34 protein-coding genes and 1 tRNA gene are annotated in these 19,282 nt (G+C 39.0%); 34 read left to right on the plus strand and 1 reads right to left on the minus strand.

The genetic code is table 11. The features are described from left to right. The first annotated feature begins 128 nt into the window (after nt 1–128). Nucleotides 129–731, plus strand: a complete 603-nt coding sequence (locus ACFPIB_RS00290; protein ID WP_378015423.1) for a hypothetical protein — start codon at nt 129–131, stop codon at nt 729–731. A 176-nt stretch (nt 732–907) separates the two neighbouring features. Here the strand turns inward: ACFPIB_RS00290 and ACFPIB_RS00295 are convergent. Then, nucleotides 908–979, minus strand: a tRNA-Arg gene (locus ACFPIB_RS00295). A gap of 304 nt (nt 980–1,283) precedes the next feature. Here ACFPIB_RS00295 and rpsL point away from each other — a divergent pair. The 33 genes from rpsL to rplQ all read left to right on the plus strand — a co-directional run bounded on the left by rpsL (nt 1,284) and on the right by rplQ (nt 19,224). Beyond that, a complete protein-coding gene (gene rpsL / locus ACFPIB_RS00300; RefSeq protein WP_200504033.1) occupies nt 1,284–1,706 on the plus strand; it encodes a 30S ribosomal protein S12 in 423 nt (140 codons plus the stop codon). 18 nt (nt 1,707–1,724) lie between these two features. Continuing rightward, the gene (gene rpsG / locus ACFPIB_RS00305) at nt 1,725–2,192 is read left to right on the plus strand and encodes a 30S ribosomal protein S7 (protein WP_200504034.1); all 468 of its coding nucleotides are present in this window, start codon (nt 1,725–1,727) and stop codon (nt 2,190–2,192) included. Between the two features lie 3 nt (nt 2,193–2,195). After that, nucleotides 2,196–4,295 carry an elongation factor G gene (fusA, locus tag ACFPIB_RS00310; protein ID WP_378015424.1) on the plus strand — a complete coding sequence of 700 codons (2,100 nt, stop codon included), beginning with the start codon at nt 2,196–2,198 and terminating at the stop codon, nt 4,293–4,295. An 11-nt stretch (nt 4,296–4,306) separates the two neighbouring features. Next, entirely contained in the window at nt 4,307–4,612 is a 306-nt protein-coding gene (rpsJ, locus tag ACFPIB_RS00315; RefSeq protein ID WP_200504036.1) for a 30S ribosomal protein S10, read from the plus strand. 183 nt (nt 4,613–4,795) lie between these two features. After that, nucleotides 4,796–5,413, plus strand: a complete 618-nt coding sequence (gene rplC / locus ACFPIB_RS00320; protein WP_378015425.1) for a 50S ribosomal protein L3 — start codon at nt 4,796–4,798, stop codon at nt 5,411–5,413. 1 nt (nt 5,414) lies between these two features. Further along, nucleotides 5,415–6,047 (plus strand): 50S ribosomal protein L4, encoded by a 633-nt coding sequence (gene rplD / locus ACFPIB_RS00325; RefSeq protein ID WP_378015426.1) that lies wholly within the window; start codon nt 5,415–5,417, stop codon nt 6,045–6,047. Further along, nucleotides 6,047–6,334, plus strand: a complete 288-nt coding sequence (rplW, locus tag ACFPIB_RS00330; protein WP_200504039.1) for a 50S ribosomal protein L23 — start codon at nt 6,047–6,049, stop codon at nt 6,332–6,334. Before rplD ends, rplW begins: the two co-directional genes overlap by 1 nt. A gap of 13 nt (nt 6,335–6,347) precedes the next feature. After that, entirely contained in the window at nt 6,348–7,172 is an 825-nt protein-coding gene (gene rplB / locus ACFPIB_RS00335; RefSeq protein WP_378015427.1) for a 50S ribosomal protein L2, read from the plus strand. Continuing rightward, nucleotides 7,173–7,451 (plus strand): 30S ribosomal protein S19, encoded by a 279-nt coding sequence (rpsS, locus tag ACFPIB_RS00340; protein ID WP_200504041.1) that lies wholly within the window; start codon nt 7,173–7,175, stop codon nt 7,449–7,451. A gap of 2 nt (nt 7,452–7,453) precedes the next feature. Then, entirely contained in the window at nt 7,454–7,855 is a 402-nt protein-coding gene (gene rplV, locus ACFPIB_RS00345) for a 50S ribosomal protein L22 (protein WP_378015428.1), read from the plus strand. 6 nt (nt 7,856–7,861) lie between these two features. Then, the gene (gene rpsC, locus ACFPIB_RS00350) at nt 7,862–8,692 is read left to right on the plus strand and encodes a 30S ribosomal protein S3 (protein ID WP_378015429.1); all 831 of its coding nucleotides are present in this window, start codon (nt 7,862–7,864) and stop codon (nt 8,690–8,692) included. A gap of 32 nt (nt 8,693–8,724) precedes the next feature. Next, nucleotides 8,725–9,150 (plus strand): 50S ribosomal protein L16, encoded by a 426-nt coding sequence (gene rplP, locus ACFPIB_RS00355; protein WP_200504044.1) that lies wholly within the window; start codon nt 8,725–8,727, stop codon nt 9,148–9,150. A 1-nt stretch (nt 9,151) separates the two neighbouring features. Continuing rightward, nucleotides 9,152–9,364, plus strand: coding sequence for a 50S ribosomal protein L29 (gene rpmC / locus ACFPIB_RS00360; protein WP_378015430.1), 213 nt, complete (start codon nt 9,152–9,154; stop codon nt 9,362–9,364). Between the two features lies 1 nt (nt 9,365). Further along, nucleotides 9,366–9,623 carry a 30S ribosomal protein S17 gene (rpsQ, locus tag ACFPIB_RS00365; protein WP_200504046.1) on the plus strand — a complete coding sequence of 86 codons (258 nt, stop codon included), beginning with the start codon at nt 9,366–9,368 and terminating at the stop codon, nt 9,621–9,623. A 1-nt stretch (nt 9,624) separates the two neighbouring features. After that, nucleotides 9,625–9,993: a 50S ribosomal protein L14 gene (gene rplN / locus ACFPIB_RS00370; RefSeq protein WP_378015431.1), complete on the plus strand. Its 369-nt coding sequence runs from the start codon at nt 9,625–9,627 to the stop codon at nt 9,991–9,993. A 1-nt stretch (nt 9,994) separates the two neighbouring features. Then, the gene (gene rplX, locus ACFPIB_RS00375) at nt 9,995–10,333 is read left to right on the plus strand and encodes a 50S ribosomal protein L24 (RefSeq protein ID WP_378015432.1); all 339 of its coding nucleotides are present in this window, start codon (nt 9,995–9,997) and stop codon (nt 10,331–10,333) included. Further along, the gene (gene rplE, locus ACFPIB_RS00380; RefSeq protein WP_378015433.1) at nt 10,333–10,887 is read left to right on the plus strand and encodes a 50S ribosomal protein L5; all 555 of its coding nucleotides are present in this window, start codon (nt 10,333–10,335) and stop codon (nt 10,885–10,887) included. Before rplX ends, rplE begins: the two co-directional genes overlap by 1 nt. Nucleotides 10,888–10,891: 4 nt before the next feature. Continuing rightward, complete coding sequence (rpsN, locus tag ACFPIB_RS00385) at nt 10,892–11,161, plus strand: 30S ribosomal protein S14 (protein ID WP_200504050.1); 270 nt, start codon at nt 10,892–10,894, stop codon at nt 11,159–11,161. An 83-nt stretch (nt 11,162–11,244) separates the two neighbouring features. Further along, nucleotides 11,245–11,643: a 30S ribosomal protein S8 gene (gene rpsH / locus ACFPIB_RS00390; RefSeq protein WP_378015434.1), complete on the plus strand. Its 399-nt coding sequence runs from the start codon at nt 11,245–11,247 to the stop codon at nt 11,641–11,643. Between the two features lie 14 nt (nt 11,644–11,657). Continuing rightward, nucleotides 11,658–12,212, plus strand: coding sequence for a 50S ribosomal protein L6 (gene rplF, locus ACFPIB_RS00395; RefSeq protein WP_378015435.1), 555 nt, complete (start codon nt 11,658–11,660; stop codon nt 12,210–12,212). Nucleotides 12,213–12,221: 9 nt separating this feature from the next. Continuing rightward, nucleotides 12,222–12,569, plus strand: a complete 348-nt coding sequence (gene rplR / locus ACFPIB_RS00400; RefSeq protein ID WP_378015436.1) for a 50S ribosomal protein L18 — start codon at nt 12,222–12,224, stop codon at nt 12,567–12,569. Nucleotides 12,570–12,575: 6 nt separating this feature from the next. Beyond that, nucleotides 12,576–13,094 carry a 30S ribosomal protein S5 gene (rpsE, locus tag ACFPIB_RS00405; RefSeq protein ID WP_378015437.1) on the plus strand — a complete coding sequence of 173 codons (519 nt, stop codon included), beginning with the start codon at nt 12,576–12,578 and terminating at the stop codon, nt 13,092–13,094. Between the two features lie 3 nt (nt 13,095–13,097). Next, complete coding sequence (rpmD, locus tag ACFPIB_RS00410; RefSeq protein WP_200504055.1) at nt 13,098–13,277, plus strand: 50S ribosomal protein L30; 180 nt, start codon at nt 13,098–13,100, stop codon at nt 13,275–13,277. A gap of 1 nt (nt 13,278) precedes the next feature. Beyond that, on the plus strand, nt 13,279–13,722 hold the full coding sequence (gene rplO / locus ACFPIB_RS00415; protein WP_200504056.1) for a 50S ribosomal protein L15: 444 nt from the start codon (nt 13,279–13,281) through the stop codon (nt 13,720–13,722). A gap of 8 nt (nt 13,723–13,730) precedes the next feature. Next, on the plus strand, nt 13,731–15,047 hold the full coding sequence (secY, locus tag ACFPIB_RS00420) for a preprotein translocase subunit SecY (protein ID WP_378015438.1): 1,317 nt from the start codon (nt 13,731–13,733) through the stop codon (nt 15,045–15,047). Beyond that, nucleotides 15,048–15,818, plus strand: coding sequence for a type I methionyl aminopeptidase (gene map / locus ACFPIB_RS00425; protein ID WP_378015439.1), 771 nt, complete (start codon nt 15,048–15,050; stop codon nt 15,816–15,818). It begins immediately after the preceding gene. Nucleotides 15,819–15,821: 3 nt separating this feature from the next. Continuing rightward, nucleotides 15,822–16,040: a translation initiation factor IF-1 gene (infA, locus tag ACFPIB_RS00430; RefSeq protein WP_150903919.1), complete on the plus strand. Its 219-nt coding sequence runs from the start codon at nt 15,822–15,824 to the stop codon at nt 16,038–16,040. Between the two features lie 5 nt (nt 16,041–16,045). Further along, on the plus strand, nt 16,046–16,162 hold the full coding sequence (rpmJ, locus tag ACFPIB_RS00435; protein ID WP_071890035.1) for a 50S ribosomal protein L36: 117 nt from the start codon (nt 16,046–16,048) through the stop codon (nt 16,160–16,162). Between the two features lie 17 nt (nt 16,163–16,179). Beyond that, nucleotides 16,180–16,557 (plus strand): 30S ribosomal protein S13, encoded by a 378-nt coding sequence (rpsM, locus tag ACFPIB_RS00440; RefSeq protein ID WP_378015440.1) that lies wholly within the window; start codon nt 16,180–16,182, stop codon nt 16,555–16,557. A gap of 7 nt (nt 16,558–16,564) precedes the next feature. Next, nucleotides 16,565–16,957, plus strand: a complete 393-nt coding sequence (rpsK, locus tag ACFPIB_RS00445; RefSeq protein WP_150903916.1) for a 30S ribosomal protein S11 — start codon at nt 16,565–16,567, stop codon at nt 16,955–16,957. Nucleotides 16,958–16,987: 30 nt separating this feature from the next. Further along, on the plus strand, nt 16,988–17,593 hold the full coding sequence (gene rpsD, locus ACFPIB_RS00450; protein ID WP_378015441.1) for a 30S ribosomal protein S4: 606 nt from the start codon (nt 16,988–16,990) through the stop codon (nt 17,591–17,593). A 56-nt stretch (nt 17,594–17,649) separates the two neighbouring features. Then, the gene (locus ACFPIB_RS00455; RefSeq protein WP_378015442.1) at nt 17,650–18,639 is read left to right on the plus strand and encodes a DNA-directed RNA polymerase subunit alpha; all 990 of its coding nucleotides are present in this window, start codon (nt 17,650–17,652) and stop codon (nt 18,637–18,639) included. Between the two features lie 69 nt (nt 18,640–18,708). Continuing rightward, nucleotides 18,709–19,224, plus strand: coding sequence for a 50S ribosomal protein L17 (rplQ, locus tag ACFPIB_RS00460; RefSeq protein ID WP_378015443.1), 516 nt, complete (start codon nt 18,709–18,711; stop codon nt 19,222–19,224). Nucleotides 19,225–19,282: the final 58 nt, after the last annotated feature.

Raw genomic sequence — 19,282 nt, forward strand, 5'->3', positions numbered from 1 at the left:
TTTTGCTTCAAAGCTTACAACAATTACACTTAGCTACCGTTTTGTTTATTGCCCTGCGTTGATAAGCTATTCTTGCAAGTCGGTTTTCTGCCATTTCAGTTTTTGGATTATTAATCAATAAATGAAATATGAAAATCTGTTTACTGTTCATGTCGGTTTTTATTGCTTCCATTAATATAGTAGTAGCGCAGGAAGAGGAACCAAAATTACCTCAAACATTGAAAGGGGAATCTTGGGCAGCTTTGGGAGTAAGATCATATCAAAATACCAGAATTAAGGATAGCTATTATCAGACAGCCGGATTAAGTTTTGGGGTCGGGCATTATTTTGTTAACAAAATTGCCATTAAAGCAAATGTAATTGGACAGCGATACAGTGGGTTAACCTTGGTAGGGCCTACAATTCAGGAGTTTGATAATAAAGATTTAATTTTGTTTGCGGGGCAAATAAGGTATAACTTTTGGCATGTGCCAAAATTCGGCGATATGTTTATCCAATCAGGTTACAATTTAGGAAGGTTCACTAACACCGATGACTTAAAAGTAAAACGTTGGGAAATAATTTTTCTGGGGTATAATCGGTATTCCCATAATGGAAAGCTAAAGAATTTTGGGATGGAAATGGCCTTTGGTTTAGAAAATGATAATCTGAACCAAAAAACGTTCTTATCGGGCTTTGTAGGATTTAACTATAAGTTCATGAAAAGAAAACAAACCCAATTAACAGAATAAAAAATGCTATCTGAGAAATGCTTATCTATAAAATCAATACTTTTTCAGGCTAAAACCTTAGCGTTTTTATTCAATGCCAAAATAAGACATCATATCTTCTACACGTATCACCTTAAAAAATAAAGCTTAAAACAAAAAAGCCCTTCTGCGCAAACAGAAGGGCTTTTTTGTTGTTGTGGCCGCGTCAGGAATCGAACCTGAATCAAAAGCTTCGGAAACTTCCATACTATCCGTTGTACTACGCGGCCGTTATTTATTCCGAAGGGAACGCAAAAGTAAAAAGAAATTCCGAAAAAGCTATAGTGATATAAATAAAAACGCTATCATATTTATAAGAAAAAGTATGTAATCCAAATAAAATCAGTAATTTTGCAGCTCGAAATTTAAGCAGGTTAAAGAAATATGAGTAATTCAAAGCTCATTTAGGCGATTCAAAAACGCGTAAGTGGCTTTAAATAATTACTTTAAAATATTTTTTGATTTTGCAATGGGAATTCTATACCTTTGCAAACTAAATTTTTGAGAAGAGTTCTATTTATAACAACTTTGTAAATGCCTACTATAAATCAATTAGTAAGAAATGGAAGGGAGAAGTTAACCTTCAAATCGAAGTCTCCGGCTTTGGATTCATGCCCGCAGCGCCGTGGCGTTTGTACCCGTGTATACACCACAACGCCTAAAAAGCCAAATTCGGCAATGCGTAAAGTAGCTCGTGTACGCTTAACTAACCAGAAAGAGGTTAATGCTTACATTCCGGGTGAAGGTCACAACCTGCAGGAGCACTCAATCGTGCTTATCCGTGGCGGTAGAGTAAAAGATTTGCCAGGTGTACGTTACCATATCATTCGTGGCGCATTAGATACAGCCGGTGTAAACGGTCGTACACAACGTCGTTCTAAATACGGTGCTAAACGTCCGAAACCAGGACAAGTTGCCGCAGCCGGAAAAGGCGCACCAGCTAAAAAGAAAAAGTAATTAGTTAGCTAAATTATAATGAGAAAATCAAAACCAAAGAAGAGACTTCTTCTTCCTGATCCTAAATACAAAGAGACTTTAGTAACTCGTTTCGTTAACTATTTAATGTACGATGGCAAGAAAAGTGTTGCTTACAACATTTTTTATGATGCCTGCGATCTAGTAGAAAAAAGAACGAAAGAAAACGGTTTGGAAATGTGGCGTAAAGCCCTGAACAATATCATGCCAGGCGTAGAGGTTAAGAGCCGACGCGTGGGTGGAGCAACGTTTCAGGTTCCAACTGAAGTTCGTCCTGACCGCAAAATATCTTTAGGTATCAAATGGATGATCCTTTATTCACGGAAACGTGGTGAGAAAACCATGATGGAGCGTTTAGCCGGCGAAATTATTGCTGCTGCTAAAGGCGAAGGTGCTGCTGTTAAGAAGAAAGATGACACGCACCGTATGGCTGAAGCAAACAAGGCATTCTCACATTTCAGATTCTAATAAATGGCTCGCGATCTAAGATATACAAGAAATATTGGTATTGCCGCGCACATCGATGCTGGTAAAACCACCACTACTGAGCGTATACTTTACTACACAGGTAAATCGCATAAATTAGGCGAGGTACACGAAGGCGCTGCAACAACTGACTGGATGGAGCAGGAGCAGGAGCGTGGTATCACTATTACCTCAGCTGCGGTAACTGTTGACTGGACTTACAGAAATCAGCCATACCACATCAACATCATTGATACTCCGGGTCACGTTGACTTTACTGTAGAGGTAAACCGTTCCCTGCGCGTATTAGATGGTCTGGTATTCCTTTTCTCGGCCGTAGATGGGGTAGAACCACAGTCTGAGACTAACTGGCGCTTAGCTAATAACTATAAAGTTGCTCGTATCGGTTTCGTAAACAAAATGGACCGTTCAGGCGCTGATTTTCTTGCTGTTTGTAAGCAGGTAAGAGAAATGCTTGGTAGCAATGCTGTAGCTCTACAGTTACCAATTGGTGCTGAAGATAACTTCAAAGGTGTAGTTGACCTGGTTAACTTCCGTGGTATGGTGTGGAACGAACACGATAAAGGTATGACCTGGACCGAAGTTCCAATTCCAGATGATATGGTGGAAGAAGCTACTGAATACCGTGAGAAATTACTCGAAGCAGTTGCTGAATACGACGAAACGTTAATGGAGAAATACTTCGAAGATCCTAATTCGATCACAGAAGATGAGATCCTGGCTGCGCTTCGTGCTGCCACTATCGATATGGCAATTGTTCCAATGCTTTGCGGTTCTTCATTCAAGAACAAAGGTGTTCAGACAATGCTTGATTACGTAATGGCCCTTTGCCCGTCTCCGGTGGATAAAGAAGCTATTTACGGTACTGATCCGGATACAGGAGCAGAAGTGTCTCGTAAACCTGACGTAAAAGAGCCATTTGCTGGTCTTGCTTTCAAAATAGCTACCGATCCATTCGTAGGTCGCCTGTGTTTTGTTCGCGCTTACTCTGGAGTTTTAGAAGCAGGTTCTTACGTATTCAATACTCGTTCTAATAATAAAGAGCGTATCTCCCGTATCTTCCAGATGCATGCTAACAAGCAGAATTCAATCGAAAGGTTAGAAGCTGGTGATATCGGTGCGGTAGTAGGCTTTAAAGATATCAAAACTGGTGATACCCTTTGTGCACAGGAAGCGAAGATCGTTCTGGAAGCAATGGAATTCCCAGAACCGGTAATTGGCTATGCTATTGAACCTAAAACCCAGGCTGACTCAGATAAACTGGGTATGGCTATTGGTAAACTGGTAGAAGAAGATCCAACCTTAGTAGTAAATACTGATCAGGAAACTGGCCAGACCATCTTAAGAGGTATGGGTGAGCTTCACTTGGAGATCATCATCGACCGTCTGAAGCGTGAGTTCAAAGTAGAAATCAATCAGGGAGCTCCTCAGGTTGCTTACAAAGAAGCCATCACAAAGTCTGTTGAACACCGTGAAACTTACAAGAAACAGTCTGGTGGTCGTGGTAAATTCGGTGATATCGTATTCGAGATCGGACCGAGAGAAGACGATAAACCAGGTCTTGAGTTTGTAAACAACATTGTAGGTGGTGTAATTCCAAAAGAATTCATTCCACCAATTCAGAAAGGTTTCGAAGAGGCTATGAAATCCGGCGTACTTGCTGGGTTCCCTATGGACTCTATGAAAGTTCGTCTGTTCCATGGTTCTTACCACGATGTTGACTCCGATGCGCTATCTTTCGAACTAGCCGCCCGTCAGGGTTACAAAGAAGCTGCTAAGAAATGTGCTCCAAAATTACTTGAGCCTATCATGGCAGTAGAGGTAATCACTCCGGACGAATACACAGGTCCGGTAACAGGTGACTTGAACCGTAGAAGAGGTTTGATGAAAGGTATGGATACTAAAGCAGGATCTCAGGTTATTAAAGCGGATGTTCCTTTATCAGAACTATTCGGTTATGTAACGGATCTAAGAACAATCACTTCCGGCCGTGCAACTGCTTCGTTAACTTTCTCGCATTATGAGCAGGTTCCACAAAACTTATCAGATGCAATTGTAGCTAAAGTAAAAGGTACCGCTAAGTAAGAATTAAGAAAATGAATCAGAAAATAAGAATTAAATTAAAATCTTACGATCATAACCTGGTTGATAAATCTTCTGAGAAGATCGTAAAAGCAGTAAAAGCAACTGGCGCGATCGTTAGCGGTCCAATTCCTTTGCCTACTGAGGTTGACAAATTTACTGTGTTGCGTTCGCCGCACGTAAGCAAAAAAGCACGTGAGCAGTTCCAGCTTTGCACCTACAAGCGTTTAGTTGATATTTACTCAACCAGCTCTAAAACGGTAGATGCATTAATGAAGCTTGAATTACCTAGCGGTGTTGATGTAGAGATCAAAGTTTGATTTTTGCTAAATAACCTACTTAAAAAAAGGAACCGGATTACCGGTTCCTTTTTTTATTTGTGTCTGTAAATAAAATATTTATAAACCTGTTTGGTTTAAACATTTTTATTTTAGTATCTTTGCACTCCCATAAACAAACCGTTTTAGGGAAGTTAAATCATTTTAAATCAATCTTAAAGTAGAATGCCTGGAATAATCGGTAGAAAAATCGGAATGACAAGCCTCTTCACGCCTGAAGGTAAGAGTGTTCCCTGCACGTTGATCGAAGCAGGACCATGCACAGTTACGCAGGTGAAAACAGTTGACAATGACGGCTATGCCGCGGTGCAATTGGGTTTTGGAGAGAGAAAAGAAAAAAACACACCAAAAGCATTAGCCGGACACTTTAAAAAAGCTAACGCAACACCAAAAAAGAAAGTAGTAGAATTCCGTTTGGAAGATACAACTTTATCTTTAGGTGATGTTGTGAAAGTGGACCTGTTTGAAGAAGGCGAATTCGTAGATGCGATCGGAACTTCAAAAGGTAAAGGTTTTCAGGGCGTAGTAAAGCGTTACAACTTTGCAGGTGTTGGTGGCCAGACTCACGGCCAGCATAACCGTGGTCGTCACCCTGGTTCAATTGGTGCCTGTTCATGGCCATCACGTGTATTTAAAGGTATGCGTATGGCTGGTCGTATGGGTGGCGATAGAGTTAAAATTCAGAATCTGCGTGTACTGAAAGTAATCGCAGACAGAAATGTAATCGTAGTAAGTGGCTCCGTTCCAGGTGCCAAGAATTCATACATTGTATTAGAAAAATAAGATGGAGCTTTCTGTATTATCAATTAAAGGTCAGGATACCGGCAGGAAGGTTAAACTTTCTGATGCTATATTCGGCATTGTGCCAAATGAGCATGCAATGTACCTGGACGTAAAGCAATACTTAGCAAATCAGCGCCAGGGTACGCACAAGTCTAAAGAGCGTAACGAGGTAGCTGGTACAACTAAAAAATTAAAGAAGCAAAAAGGAACAGGTGGTGCTCGTGCAGGTAGCATGAAATCACCGGTTTTCATCGGTGGTGGTCGTGTATTCGGTCCGCGTCCGCGTAACTATAGCTTCAAATTAAATAAGAAACTGAAAGCTGTAGCGCGTTTATCTGCACTTTCCTCTATGGCAAAAGATAACAAAATTGCCTTGGTTGAAAACATTGAGATGAATGCTGCTAAAACCAAAGATTTCGTTTCGATTCTTTCTAACCTGAAGGTTTCCGATAAGAAAACTTTAATGGTTACTGGTGCGGTTAACTCAAACGTTGTGCTTTCAGCCCGTAACCTTCCTAAAGTAAAAGTATCTGTTGCAACCAGCTTATCTACTTACGATATCCTGAACGCTGAAACTGTATTGTTTACTGAGGAATCAATCAATTCATTAGAACAACTTTATAGCAACAAATAATGGAAATTTTAAAAAGACCATTGGTTACTGAAAAGATGACCGCTTTGAATGAAGCTGGAAAGTATGCATTCGAAGTAGATAAAAAAGCGAATAAAGTTGAGATCAAGAAAACGATTGAAAAGCTTTATGGCGTAACCGTTGAGAAAGTTTGCACAAACCGTACTCAGGGTAAACTGAAAGTTAAAATGACTAAAGCCGGGATGGTTTCAGGTAGAAAACCAGCTATCAAAAAAGCAATTGTTACCCTGAAAGCAGGTGAATCAATTGATTTCTATAACGGTATCTAATTATTAATAAAAAATGGCTTTAAAGAAATTAAGACCGATAACACCAGGTCAGAGATTTAGAATAGCTCCAGCCTTCGATGAAATTACTTCATCAACTCCGGAGAAATCTCTGTTGGCACCTATAAAAAAATCTGGTGGACGGAATGATTCCGGTAAAATGACCATGCGCTACATAGGTGGCGGTCATAAGAAACAGTACCGTATGATTGATTTCAAGCGGACAAAGTTAGGTGTACCTGCAATAGTAAAATCTATTGAGTATGATCCAAACCGTACTGCCCGTATAGCCCTGCTTTATTATGCAGATGGTGAGAAAGCTTATATCATTGCACCAACAGGTTTAAAAGTAGGAACAACAGTTCTTTCTGGTAGTGGTATTGCTCCGGAAGTGGGAAATTGCTTGCCACTTTCAGATATGCCACTTGGTACAATCATACATAACATTGAGTTGATGCCAGGCGCAGGTGGGATATTAGCCCGTTCTGCTGGTACTTATGCTCAGTTAGTTGCTCGTGAAGGCCGTTACGCTACTATCAAATTGCCTTCAGGTGAAATGAGAATGGTTTTAGTAAATTGCGTTGCTACTGTAGGAACCGTTTCTAACTCTGATCACATGAACGTGAATATGGGTAAAGCTGGTCGTAATCGTTGGAAAGGTGTTCGTCCACGCGTTCGTGGTGTTGCTATGAACCCGGTTGATCACCCTATGGGTGGTGGTGAAGGTAAGTCTTCAGGCGGTCACCCTCGCTCACGTAAAGGTCTATTATCAAAAGGTAAGAAAACCAGAAATAAGAATAAATATTCCGAGCAACTAATCGTTAATAGAGGTAAAAAATAAATGGGAAGATCATTAAAAAAAGGGCCTTATATTGACTTTAGGCTCGAGAAAAAAGTTCAGGCCTTAGAAGAAACAGGCAAGAAAACTGTGGTGAAAACCTGGTCAAGAAGATCAATGATTTCACCTGATTTCGTTGGACATACATTTGCAGTACATAACGGTAATAAATTTATCCCGGTTTATGTAACTGAAAACATGGTAGGACATAAACTTGGCGAATTTGCTCCAACCAGAAACTTTAGAGGCCACGTAGCTAAAAAAGATAAAGGCAAGAGATAATCATGGAAGCAGTAGCAAAACTAAGAAACGTACCTACCTCGCCGCGCAAAATGCGCCTGGTAGCTAATATGGTACGCGGAAAGCAAGTGAACAGTGCATTAGGCATCTTGAAATTTGAAGCCAATTCAGGTGCTGAAAAGATCGAAAAACTTCTTTTATCCGCTTTATCTAACTGGCAAGCTAAAAACGAAGATTCACGTATCGAAGATTCAAACCTTTACATCAAAGAGATCTTTGTTGATGAAGGCCGTACTTTGAAGCGTCTTCGTCCTGCGCCACAAGGCCGTGGTCACCGGATCCGCAAAAGATCGAACCACATTACCTTGATCATCGATGCGAAATCTGATGAAGAAATGGTATCTAAAAAAGCAAAAAAAGCTGAAACAACCACTAAAGCCAAATAAGTTAAGATGGGACAAAAAGTAAATCCGATTGGTCTTCGCCTAGGTATTGTAAAAGGTTGGGACTCTAACTGGTACGGTGGTAAAGATTTCGCTGAAAAGCTGGTAGAAGATGAAAAAATTAGAAAATACATCCTTGCGCGTATCCCTAAGGGCGGTATTTCTAAAATCGTAATTGAGCGTACCTTAAAAAGAATCACAATTACTATTAATACAGCCCGTCCTGGTGTTGTAATTGGTAAAGGTGGTCAGGAAGTAGATAAAATTAAAGAAGAGTTAAAAAAGATCACGAGCAAAGATGTTCAGATCAATATCTTCGAAATCAAACGTCCTGAACTTGATGCAAAACTTGTAGGTGAATCTGTTGCACAGCAGTTACAAGCTCGTATCTCTTTCCGTCGTGCTATGAAGCAGGCAATTTCTTCTGCTTTACGTGTTGGTGCTGAAGGTATCAAGATCCAGGTGTCAGGCCGTTTAGGCGGTGCTGAGATGGCTCGTACTGAGCACTATAAAGAAGGAAGAACTCCATTGCATACTTTACGTGCTGATATCGATTATGCGCTTTCCGAAGCACAAACGGTTTATGGTAAATTAGGTATTAAAGTTTGGATCTTCAAAGGCGAGATCTACGGTAAAAAAGATCTTTCTCCAAACCAGATACCAGCTGAAAGCAAATCTGCTTCAGGTGGTTCCCGCGGCGAAAGAAATGAACGTTCTGACCGCGGTGAGCGTTCAGGTCGTCGTAATGACCGTGGAGGCGAAAGAGGCGGACGTGATAACAAAGGCGAAAGTGGTGGACCACGTCGCAACAACTCCGGTGGAAATAAACCACGCCGTTAATCATATAAAGTTAACTTCAAGTTTTTTTTAAGATGTTACAACCAAAAAGAACGAAATATAGAAAAATGATGAAGGGGCGGGTTACTGGTTTAGCTAACCGGGGCAGCTCTATCTCATTTGGCTCTTTCGCGATAAAATCATTAGAAGCATCCTGGATCACCAGCCGTCAGATTGAAGCAGCACGTATCGCAATGACCCGTGCAATGAAACGTGAAGGCCAGGTTTGGATCCGTATTTTCCCTGATAAACCTATTACCAAGAAACCAGCCGAAGTACGTATGGGTAAGGGTAAAGGTTCTCCTGAGTATTGGGTAGCCTGTGTAAAGCCAGGTACCATTATGTTTGAATCTGATGGTGTATCATTGGAGATCGCTCAGGAATCCCTGCGGTTAGCTGCTCAAAAGCTACCGGTAAGAACGAAATTTGTAGTACGTAGAGATTACGTTGAGAGCAAGTAGTATGAAAAAAACAGATATCAAAGGCCTTTCTCTCGACGAATTGAAGGCCCAGGTGATCGCAGAACGCACCAATAGCCAGAATCTTAAATTTGCGCATTCGATTTCACCTTTGGAAAACCCATTAAAGATTAAAGAAAGCAGAAAGCAGATTGCTCGTCTGAATACTGAAATCCGTAACCGGGAAATCGCTTTAAACTCCCAAAACGCAAAGTAAAATGCAAGAGAGAAATTTAAGAAAAGAAAGAAGCGGTAGAGTTGTTAGCAATAAGATGGACAAATCTATCACTGTTTTGGTTGAGAGCCGGACTAAGCATCCGATCTACGGTAAATTCTTGACCAAATCGAACAAGTTTATGGCTCACGATGAAAATAATGAGTGCGGTATTGGTGATACAGTTCGCATCATGGAAACTCGTCCGTTGAGCAAGAATAAAAACTGGCGTTTAGTTGAAATTATAGAGAGAGCTAAATAAGATGATACAGCAAGAATCAAGATTATCCGTTGCTGATAATAGCGGTGCAAAAGAAGTTCTTTGCATCCGTGTATTAGGTGGTACCGGTAAAAAATATGCTTCGATCGGTGATAAGATTGTAGTAACTGTTAAGTCAGCTTTATCTTCCGGTAACGTTAAAAAAGGAACTGTTTCTAAAGCAGTTATTGTACGCACTAAAAAAGAAATCCGCCGTAAGGATGGTTCTTATATTCGTTTCGACGATAATGCTGCAGTATTACTGAACAATAACGATGAACCACGTGGTACCCGTATTTTTGGTCCGGTTGCGCGTGAGCTTCGTGAAAAACAGTTCATGAAAATTGTATCTTTAGCCCCTGAAGTTTTATAAGATGAAAACAGTAGTAACAAAGACAGCAAAACTTCATGTTAAAACCGGCGATACTGTAAAAGTTATTGCAGGTGATGAAAAAGGCAAAACCGGCAAAATTACTTCAGTTGATACAAAAAACTCTCGTGTAATTGTTGAAGGTTTAAACCTGGTAACAAAACATAGCAAACCAAGTGCTAAAAATCCACAGGGTGGAATCGACAAAATGGAAGCCGGCATTAATGCCAGCAACGTGATGTTGATTGAAGGCAAAAAAGGGATTGCTACACGAACTGGAAAACGTATCAATAAAAGCGGTAAATTAGAGCGTTATTCTAAAAAATCCGGGGAGGCATTATAATGGCATCAGCAAGATTAAAAGATAAATACGAAAAGGAAGTAATGCCTGCACTGAAAGAGAAATTTCAGTATAAAAGCATTATGCAGGTTCCACGCATTACCAAGATCAGCATCAACCGCGGTATTGGTAACGCAGTAGCCGATAAAAAACTGGTTGATATTGGTGTTGACGAGTTGACAACAATAAGTGGCCAGAAAGCAGTAGCTACAAAAGCTAAGAATTCTATCTCTAACTTTAAGTTAAGAGAAGGTATGCCGATCGGTGCGCGTGTAACGTTGCGCGGAGAACGCATGTATGAATTTTTAGACCGTTTGCTTACTATTGCACTTCCACGTGTACGTGACTTTAAAGGTGTAAACGATAAAGGTTTCGATGGTCGTGGGAATTATACTTTAGGTATTAAGGAGCAAATTATTTTCCCTGAAATTTCAATTGATAAGATCAAATCAATTTCAGGTATGGATATAACGTTTGTAACTACTGCTCAAAACGATGAGGAAAGCTACGAACTATTGAAAGCTTTTGGAATGCCTTTTACAAACGTAAAGAAATAATAAAATGGCTAAAGAATCAGTAAAAGCCCGCGAATTAAAAAGAATCGCAACAGTAGCTAAGTATGCTGAGAAGCGGAAAGAATTAAAAGCTGCTGGTGATTATGAAGCGCTGGATAAACTTCCAAAAAATGCTTCACCAGTTCGTTTACACAATCGTTGCAAACTTACAGGCCGTCCGAGAGGATATATGCGTAAGTTTGGCATTTCACGGGTAACTTTCCGTGAACTTGCATCTGCTGGTAAAATTCCAGGTGTAACAAAGTCAAGCTGGTAGGTAACAATTTAGTTTTAGTATTTAATAAATTGTAGTATCTTTGCGGCTCGCTAAGAGCTTAATATACTTTTAATATAGTAACAATGAATACAGATCCAATAGCGGATTACTTAACCCGGTTGCGTAATGCCATTAAGGCAAACCACCGCGTGGTAGAAATTCCGTCCAGCAAGATAAAGAAAGAGATCACTAAAGTACTTTACGAAAAAGGCTATATTCAAAGCTACCGCTTTGATGATTCCTCTGTTCAAGGTACTATCAAAATTGCTTTGAAATATAATCCTGCTACAAAGCAATCTGCAATCGTAAACCTTGAAAGAATTTCAAAGCCAGGTTTACGTAAATATGCACATATTGAAAACCTGCCGCGGGTTTTGAATGGCTTAGGTATAGCTATTCTTTCAACTTCTAAAGGTGTAATTACCGAAAAAGAAGCTCGCAATTTGAATGTAGGTGGCGAAGTTTTATGTTACGTATATTAAAAGTTGGTTAAGAGATGTCGCGTATAGGTAAATTACCAATTACACTTCCTGAAAAAGTGGAAGTAACTGTATCTTCTAATAATGAAGTTACCGTGAAAGGCCCTAAAGGCTCCTTATCTACAATTGTTGACCGTGATATTACTGTTTCTCAGGATGGTAATACTTTGCTAGTTGAAAGACCCACCGAGCAAAAGCGTCATAAAGCAATGCACGGTTTATATCGTTCATTGATCAACAATATGATTGTAGGTGTAAGCCAGGGTTATAAAGAAGATCTGGAACTTGTAGGTGTAGGTTATAAAGCATCCATGGCTGGAACAACTTTAGAATTAGCCTTAGGTTATTCACACAATATTTTCCTTTCTTTACCAAATGAAGTTACTGCAACAGCTGTAACTGAAAAAGGTAAAGCTCCGGTTATCACACTTGAAAGCATCGATAAGCAACTGATTGGTCAGGTAGCTGCAAAAATCAGATCGTTGCGTAAAGTTGAGCCTTACAAAGGTAAAGGTATCCGTTTCGTTGGTGAAGTGGTTCGTAGAAAAGCTGGTAAAACTGCTTCTAAATAAGAATTAATCATGGCTGTAAATAAAGAACTAAGAAGATTACGAATCAAAAGAGGTATCCGGAATAAAATTTCCGGTACTTCTGAGAGACCAAGACTGTCTGTATTTAGAAGTAACAAAAATATCTACGCTCAAATCATTGATGATTTGTCTGGCCGTACTTTAGCTGCAGTTTCTTCTGCAAAAGCTGAAGGTGCTACTAATAAAGTTGCATCTTCAGTTGAAGTAGGAAAACAAATTGCGCAAAAGGCTCTTGAGCTGGGTATCTCAACTGTAGTATTTGACCGTTCGGGTTACCTTTATCATGGACGTGTAAAATCATTGGCCGACGGTGCACGTGAGGCTGGACTTAAATTCTAATTTGATATGATGAAGAATAATGTACGTGCGGTTAAGGCCAGTGATACTGATCTTAAAGAACGCGTAGTTGCAATCAAACGTGTTGCAAAAGTTGTTAAAGGTGGTCGTCGATTCAGTTTCTCTGCTATTGTTGTAGTTGGTGATGGTAATGGAACAGTTGGTTATGGCTTAGGTAAAGCTAATGAGGTAACTGATGCTATTGCAAAAGGTATTGATGATGCGAAAAAGAATCTTGTAAAAGTTCCTCTTTATCATCATACTGTACCTCATACAATTGAAGGTAAATATTCTGGTGGTTTTGTATTAGTAAAACCTGCTGCTGCTGGTACTGGTGTAATAGCCGGTGGTGCAATGCGAGCCGTATTTGAAAGTGCTGGAATTAAAGATGTTTTAGCTAAATCTAAAGGATCTTCTAATCCCCACAACGTTGTTAAAGCTACTTTTGATGCTCTTTCAAAAATGCGTGATCCTTTAGTAGTTGCTCAGCAACGTGGTATTTCACTTTCAAAAGTTTTTAACGGATAATCCATGGCACAGGTAACAATTACTCAGGTTAAAAGCATAATTGACAAGCCTGAGAACCAAAAGCTTACAATGAAAGCTTTAGGATTAGGTAAAATCAGCAAATCAGTTACTGTTGAGTTAACTCCACAAATTGCTGGTATGGTTAATAAAGTTCAACATTTAGTATCTGTAAAAAATTTATAAAATGAATTTAAGTTCATTAAAACCAGCCGAAGGTTCTGTAAAGAATAGAAAGCGAATTGGTAGAGGTACTGGTTCTGGTCGTGGTGGTACTTCCACACGTGGTCATAAAGGTGCTAAATCAAGATCAGGTTATTCAAGTAAAGCTGGTTTTGAAGGTGGTCAAATGCCTTTACAAAGACGCGTTCCTAAATTCGGCTTTAAAAATATTAACCGTGTAGAATATTCAGCTATTAACCTGGATGTTTTACAAAATTTAGCTTCTCAAGGTACAACAAATTTTACATTTGAAACTTTTAGAACTAATGGTTTAGCTTCGAAAAATGATCAGATTAAAGTTTTAGGCCGTGGTGAACTTACCTCTGCTATCGAAGTTTCTGCTCATGCTTTCTCTAAGTCTGCTATCGAAGCAATCGAAAAAGCAGGTGGTAAAGTAATTACGCTTTAATTAAGTTTATGAATAAGCTTTTTACAACAATTAAGAACATTTTCGCCATTGACGATTTGCGAACACGTATTTTAAATACGTTAGGCTTTATTGCGATCTTTCGTTTAGGTTCTTATGTTGTTCTTCCCGGAATTGATCCATCACAATTAAAGTCCAACGCCCAGGGTATCTTCGGGGTGTTGGATACTTTATTAGGTGGTGCTTTTAGTAATGCTTCAATCTTTGCATTGGGTATTATGCCTTATATTTCTGCATCTATTGTGCTACAATTATTAACGATTGCAGTACCATATTTTCAGAAGATGCAAAAAGAAGGAGAGTCCGGACGTAAAAAGATTAATCAAATTACCCGAGTTTTAACGATTGCAATTACGTTAGCCCAATCTATTGGTTTCATTGCAACCATTAATAGTGAAGCGATAGTTGCTAATAATACCTTTTTTACTATCAGTTCAATGATCATTTTAACTGCAGGAACAATGTTTTGTATGTGGTTAGGAGAAAAAATAACTGATAAAGGTATTGGTAATGGTATTTCAATGCTAATTATGATTGGTATTGCTTCCCGTTTACCAGGTGCATTGATAGCAGAAGCCATTTCAAAACAATTAAATGGAGCCCTGATATTTATTTTTGAATTGATTGTGCTTTATTTTATTGTGATGGCTGTAGTAATGCTAACGCAAGCAATCAGACGTATTCCTATCCAATACGCAAAACAGCTTGGAGGTGGATCTTCAGTTGCAGGACAACGACAATTTATTCCACTCAAAGTAAATGCAGCAGGTGTAATGCCAATTATTTTTGCGCAATCGTTAATGTTTATTCCAGCGCTTGTGGGATCAATGTGGCGTGATGTGAATGAAGATGTTGGAGGTTTTCTAACTACTTTATCAGATCCTTATTCATTTGTTCATAATTTATTATTTGCATTTCTGATCTTGGTGTTTACTTATTTCTATACAGCAATAAGTGTTAACCCAAATCAAATAGCCGATGATTTAAAAAGAAGTGGTGGTTTTGTTCCCGGTATTAAACCTGGATTAGCTACATCCGAATTTATTGATGATGTATTGTCTAAAATTACTTTACCAGGCGCTATTTTTTTGGCTATTATCGCAATTTTACCTACTTTTGCATTTCAATTAGGTGTTAGCAGAGAATTTTCCTCATTCTTTGGTGGAACTTCCCTTATCATTATGGTGGGTGTGGTTTTAGATACTATGAATCAGATTGAAAGTTATCTCCTGATGAAGCATTATGATGGTATGATGAAATCTGGAAAACTTAAAGGTCGTACGCAAAATATAGCTATTGCTTCTTAAATGGTTTTTTATAAATCAGAAGAGGAAATTTCTGTAATCCGTGAGAGTGCCCAAATTTTGGGTAAAGCTCACGGATTAGTTGCATCGAATATTAAAGAAGGCATAACCACTTTGCATCTTGATAAACTTGCAGAAGAGTTTATTCGGGATTCAGGTGGAATACCCTCATTTAAAGGGTACAACGGTTTTCCATATAGCTTATGTATTTCTGTTAATGAAACCGTTGTTCATGGTTTTCCAGGATCATACATTATAAAAGATGGTGATGTTGTTTCTGTAGATTGCGGTGTAAAATTTAATGGATTCCATAGTGATAGCGCATACACTCATGCTATTGGTAAAGTCGATACCGCAACTCTTTCCCTTTTAGAGAAAACGAAACAATCTTTATTCAAAGGAATTGAGAAGGCTGTAGTTGGTAACCGAATGGGTGATGTTGCTAATGCTATTCAGCAACATGTTGAACAAGAAGGTTATTCTGTTGTTCGGGAATTAGTCGGACATGGAATTGGCCGAAATTTACATGAAGGTCCTGAAGTTCCTAATTATGGGAAAAGAGGACAAGGATTAAAATTACAGGCGGGCTTAGTAATTGCTATTGAACCAATGGTGAATTTGGGTACCCGTAATATTGTACAGGAAAATGATGGTTGGACAATTCGGACACGCGATCGTAAACCCTCAGCACATTTTGAACATACTATTGTAGTTAGAAAAGATAAAGCTGAAATTCTAACTACTTGGGAATATATAGATAAAGCTTTTAAATAGAACATGGCTAAACAATCGTCAATCGAACAAGACGGAACTATCATTGAAGCATTATCAAATGCAATGTTTAGGGTCGAGCTCGAGAACGGACATCAGTTAATCGCTCACATTTCCGGTAAAATGCGAATGCATTACATCAAAATATTACCGGGCGATAAAGTTAAACTTGAAATGTCGCCATATGATCTAAGCAAAGGAAGAATTGTTTACCGTTATAAATAGAAATAATGAAAGTTAAAGCCTCCGTTAAAAAAAGAAGCGTTGACTGTAAAGTAATCCGTCGTAAAGGAAAACTTTATGTGATCAACAAAAAAAATCCACGTTATAAACAAAGACAAGGTTAATTAAATAAAAATTAGAAATGGCTAGAATAGCAGGAGTAGATATTCCAGACAAGAAGAGAGGCGAGATAGCGCTGACCTACATCTTCGGGATAGGTAGAAGTGCTTCGAAATCCATCTTATCTAAAGCTGGAGTAAGTTACGATAAAAAAGTTAGCGACTGGACAGAAGAAGAGGCTATAGCAATCCGTGGTATTATTGCCGCTGAGCATAAGACTGAAGGTGTTCTGAGATCAGAAGTTCAACTTAATATCAAACGTTTAATGGACATTGGTTCTTACCGTGGTTTACGCCACCGGAAAGGTTTACCAACCAGAGGTCAGCGTACGAAGAATAATTCCCGTACTCGTAAAGGCAAACGTAAAACCGTTGCAAATAAGAAGAAGGCTACTAAATAATTAGATAATGGCTCAGAAAAGAAAAGATAAAGCGAAGAAACGAGTTGTCGTTGTTGAACAGACTGGCCAAGTCCATATTAAAGCCTCTTTCAATAATATTATCATCTCTGTTACTAATAATAATGGTCAGGTAATTTCCTGGGCATCTGCTGGTAAAATGGGCTTTAAGGGTTCTAAAAAGAATACTCCTTATGCAGCTCAGATGGCCGCTTCAGATTGCGCTAAAGTTGCTTATGAAGCAGGTATGCGCAAAGCTGAGGTTTTTGTTAAGGGACCTGGTGCTGGCCGCGAATCTGCGATCAGAACCGTACAAAATGTAGGTATTGAAGTAACTACTATTAAAGATGTTACTCCATTGCCACACAATGGCTGCCGTCCTCCAAAACGCAGAAGAGTTTAATTAGTAGCATTTTATTTGACATAATTATATATGGCAAGATATACAGGCCCCAAAAGCAAAATTTCCAGAAGATTCGCTGAACCAATCTTCGGTGCCAGCAAAGCATTGCAAAAGAAAGCTTATCCTCCTGGGATGCACGGTCGTGGCCGCCGCAAGAAGCAGTCTGAATATGCAGTTCAGCTGATGGAAAAACAGAAGGTAAAATACCTTTATGGTATGCTTGAGAAACAGTTTGAGAATCTGTTTCACAAAGCTGCTGCTAAAGGTGGTATTACCGGTGAAAACTTACTGGCTTTATTAGAGTCACGCTTAGACAATACTGTTTATCGTTTAGGTATTGCTCCAACGCGTCGTTCTGCTCGTCAGTTAGTATTACACAAGCATATTACTGTGAATGGTGAGATTGTTAATATTTCATCTTATTCATTAAGACCAGGCGATATTGTAGCAGTTAGAGAGAAATCAAAGTCATTAGAAGTAATTACCAATAGTCTTTCTGCCCGTAACGCTCGTCAATTTTCATGGTTAGAGTGGGATGGCAAAGAAATGGCTGGTAAGTTCATTTCTGCGCCTGCTAGAGATCTGATTCCTGAAAAAATTCAGGAGCAGCTTATCGTAGAGCTTTATTCTAAGTAATTTTTACTTAGAATAAAGCTAACCCAAATAAATTTTCAACCATTAAAATTGCGTATATGTCAATATTAGCTTTTCAAATGCCTGAAAAAGTTGTCATGGAAAAGTCGGATGACTTTAACGGACAATTTGAATTCAAGCCGCTTGAAAAAGGATATGGTGTAACTATTGGAAATGCTTTAAGACGTATCTTATTGTCTTCGCTGGAAGGTTTTGCTATTACTGCTATTCGAATTCCTAGCGTATTGCACGAATTTTCTGCTATTGAAGGAGTAATGGAAGATGTATCTGAAATTATTCTGAACCTGAAAATGGTTCGCTTCAAGAAAATCAGCGATGTAATTGATGATAAAATTACCGTTTCCATTTCTGGAAAAGATAGCTTTATGGCTGGTGAAATCAATAATTTCACCAGCAGCTTTGAAGTACTGAACCCTGATTTAGTTATCTGTCATTTAGATTCGAGCATCAATTTCGAAATTGAGCTTACTATTCAAAAAGGCAGAGGTTATGTACCAGCTGATGAGAACAAACCAGCTGATCAGGTGTTTGGCCAGATAGCGATTGATGCTATTTACACTCCAATTAAGAATGTGCGCTATAGCATCGAAAATACGCGTGTTGAACAGAAAACTGACTACGAAAAACTTTTAATAGATATTCAGACGGATGGATCAATCCATCCGGAAGATGCTTTGAAAGGCGCAGCCAATATTCTGATCCAGCATTTTATGTTGTTCTCTGACAACACCATGACTTTCGAAACTGCCAAGCAGGAAGAAGAGGAAGCTGTGGACGAAGAAATGCTGCATATGCGTAAAATTCTGAAGACGCAACTGAGTGATATGGATCTTTCTGTTCGGGCTTACAACTGCTTAAAAGCAGCTGATATCCGTACTTTAGGCGACTTAGTTCAGCTTGATCTTCAGGATATGATGAAATTCCGTAACTTCGGTAAAAAGTCTTTGACAGAACTGGAGAATTTGGTAGATGAGAAAGGCCTGACTTTCGGGATGGATCTTTCTAAGTATAAATTAGAAGAAGATTAATAAATCAACTGCATAATTCCCGATCCTGAAAGGTTGATCGACGGTATGCACGTGCACAAATAAATTAATATGAGACACGGTAAAAAAGTAAATCACTTAGGAAGAACATCTGCTCACCGCAAAGCAATGCTTTCTAACATGGCATCTTCCCTGATCCTGCACAAGCGGATCACTACTACAGTTGCCAAAGCGAAAGCACTGCGTAAATATGTTGAGCCTTTGCTGACTAAATCTAAAAATGATACTACGCATTCACGTCGTATTGTATTCTCTTACTTACAGAACAAAGAGTCTGTAAAAGAGCTTTTTGATACAGTAGCTGCAAAAGTTGCAACCAGACCAGGTGGTTATACCCGTATTTTCAAAATGGGTAATCGTTTAGGTGATAATGCTGATATTTGTATCATCGAGTTAGTTGATTTCAACGAAACGTTGTTAAATACTACTGAAGCTGCAGCTGCTGCTAAGCCTAAGACTCGTAGAAGAGCTGGTGGTGCTAAGAAAAAAGCTGAAGATACAGCTTCTTCTGAGCAAACTGCAGAATCAACTGATTCAACTGAAACATCAACTGAAGATGCGAAATAAGCTATTCATTTGAAATAATTTTAAGAGGGATACGGCGTAAGTCGTATCCCTTTTTTAT

It is taken from the genome of Adhaeribacter terreus (genome assembly GCF_042657365.1).
GTDB lineage: Bacteria > Bacteroidota > Bacteroidia > Cytophagales > Hymenobacteraceae > Adhaeribacter_A > Adhaeribacter_A terreus.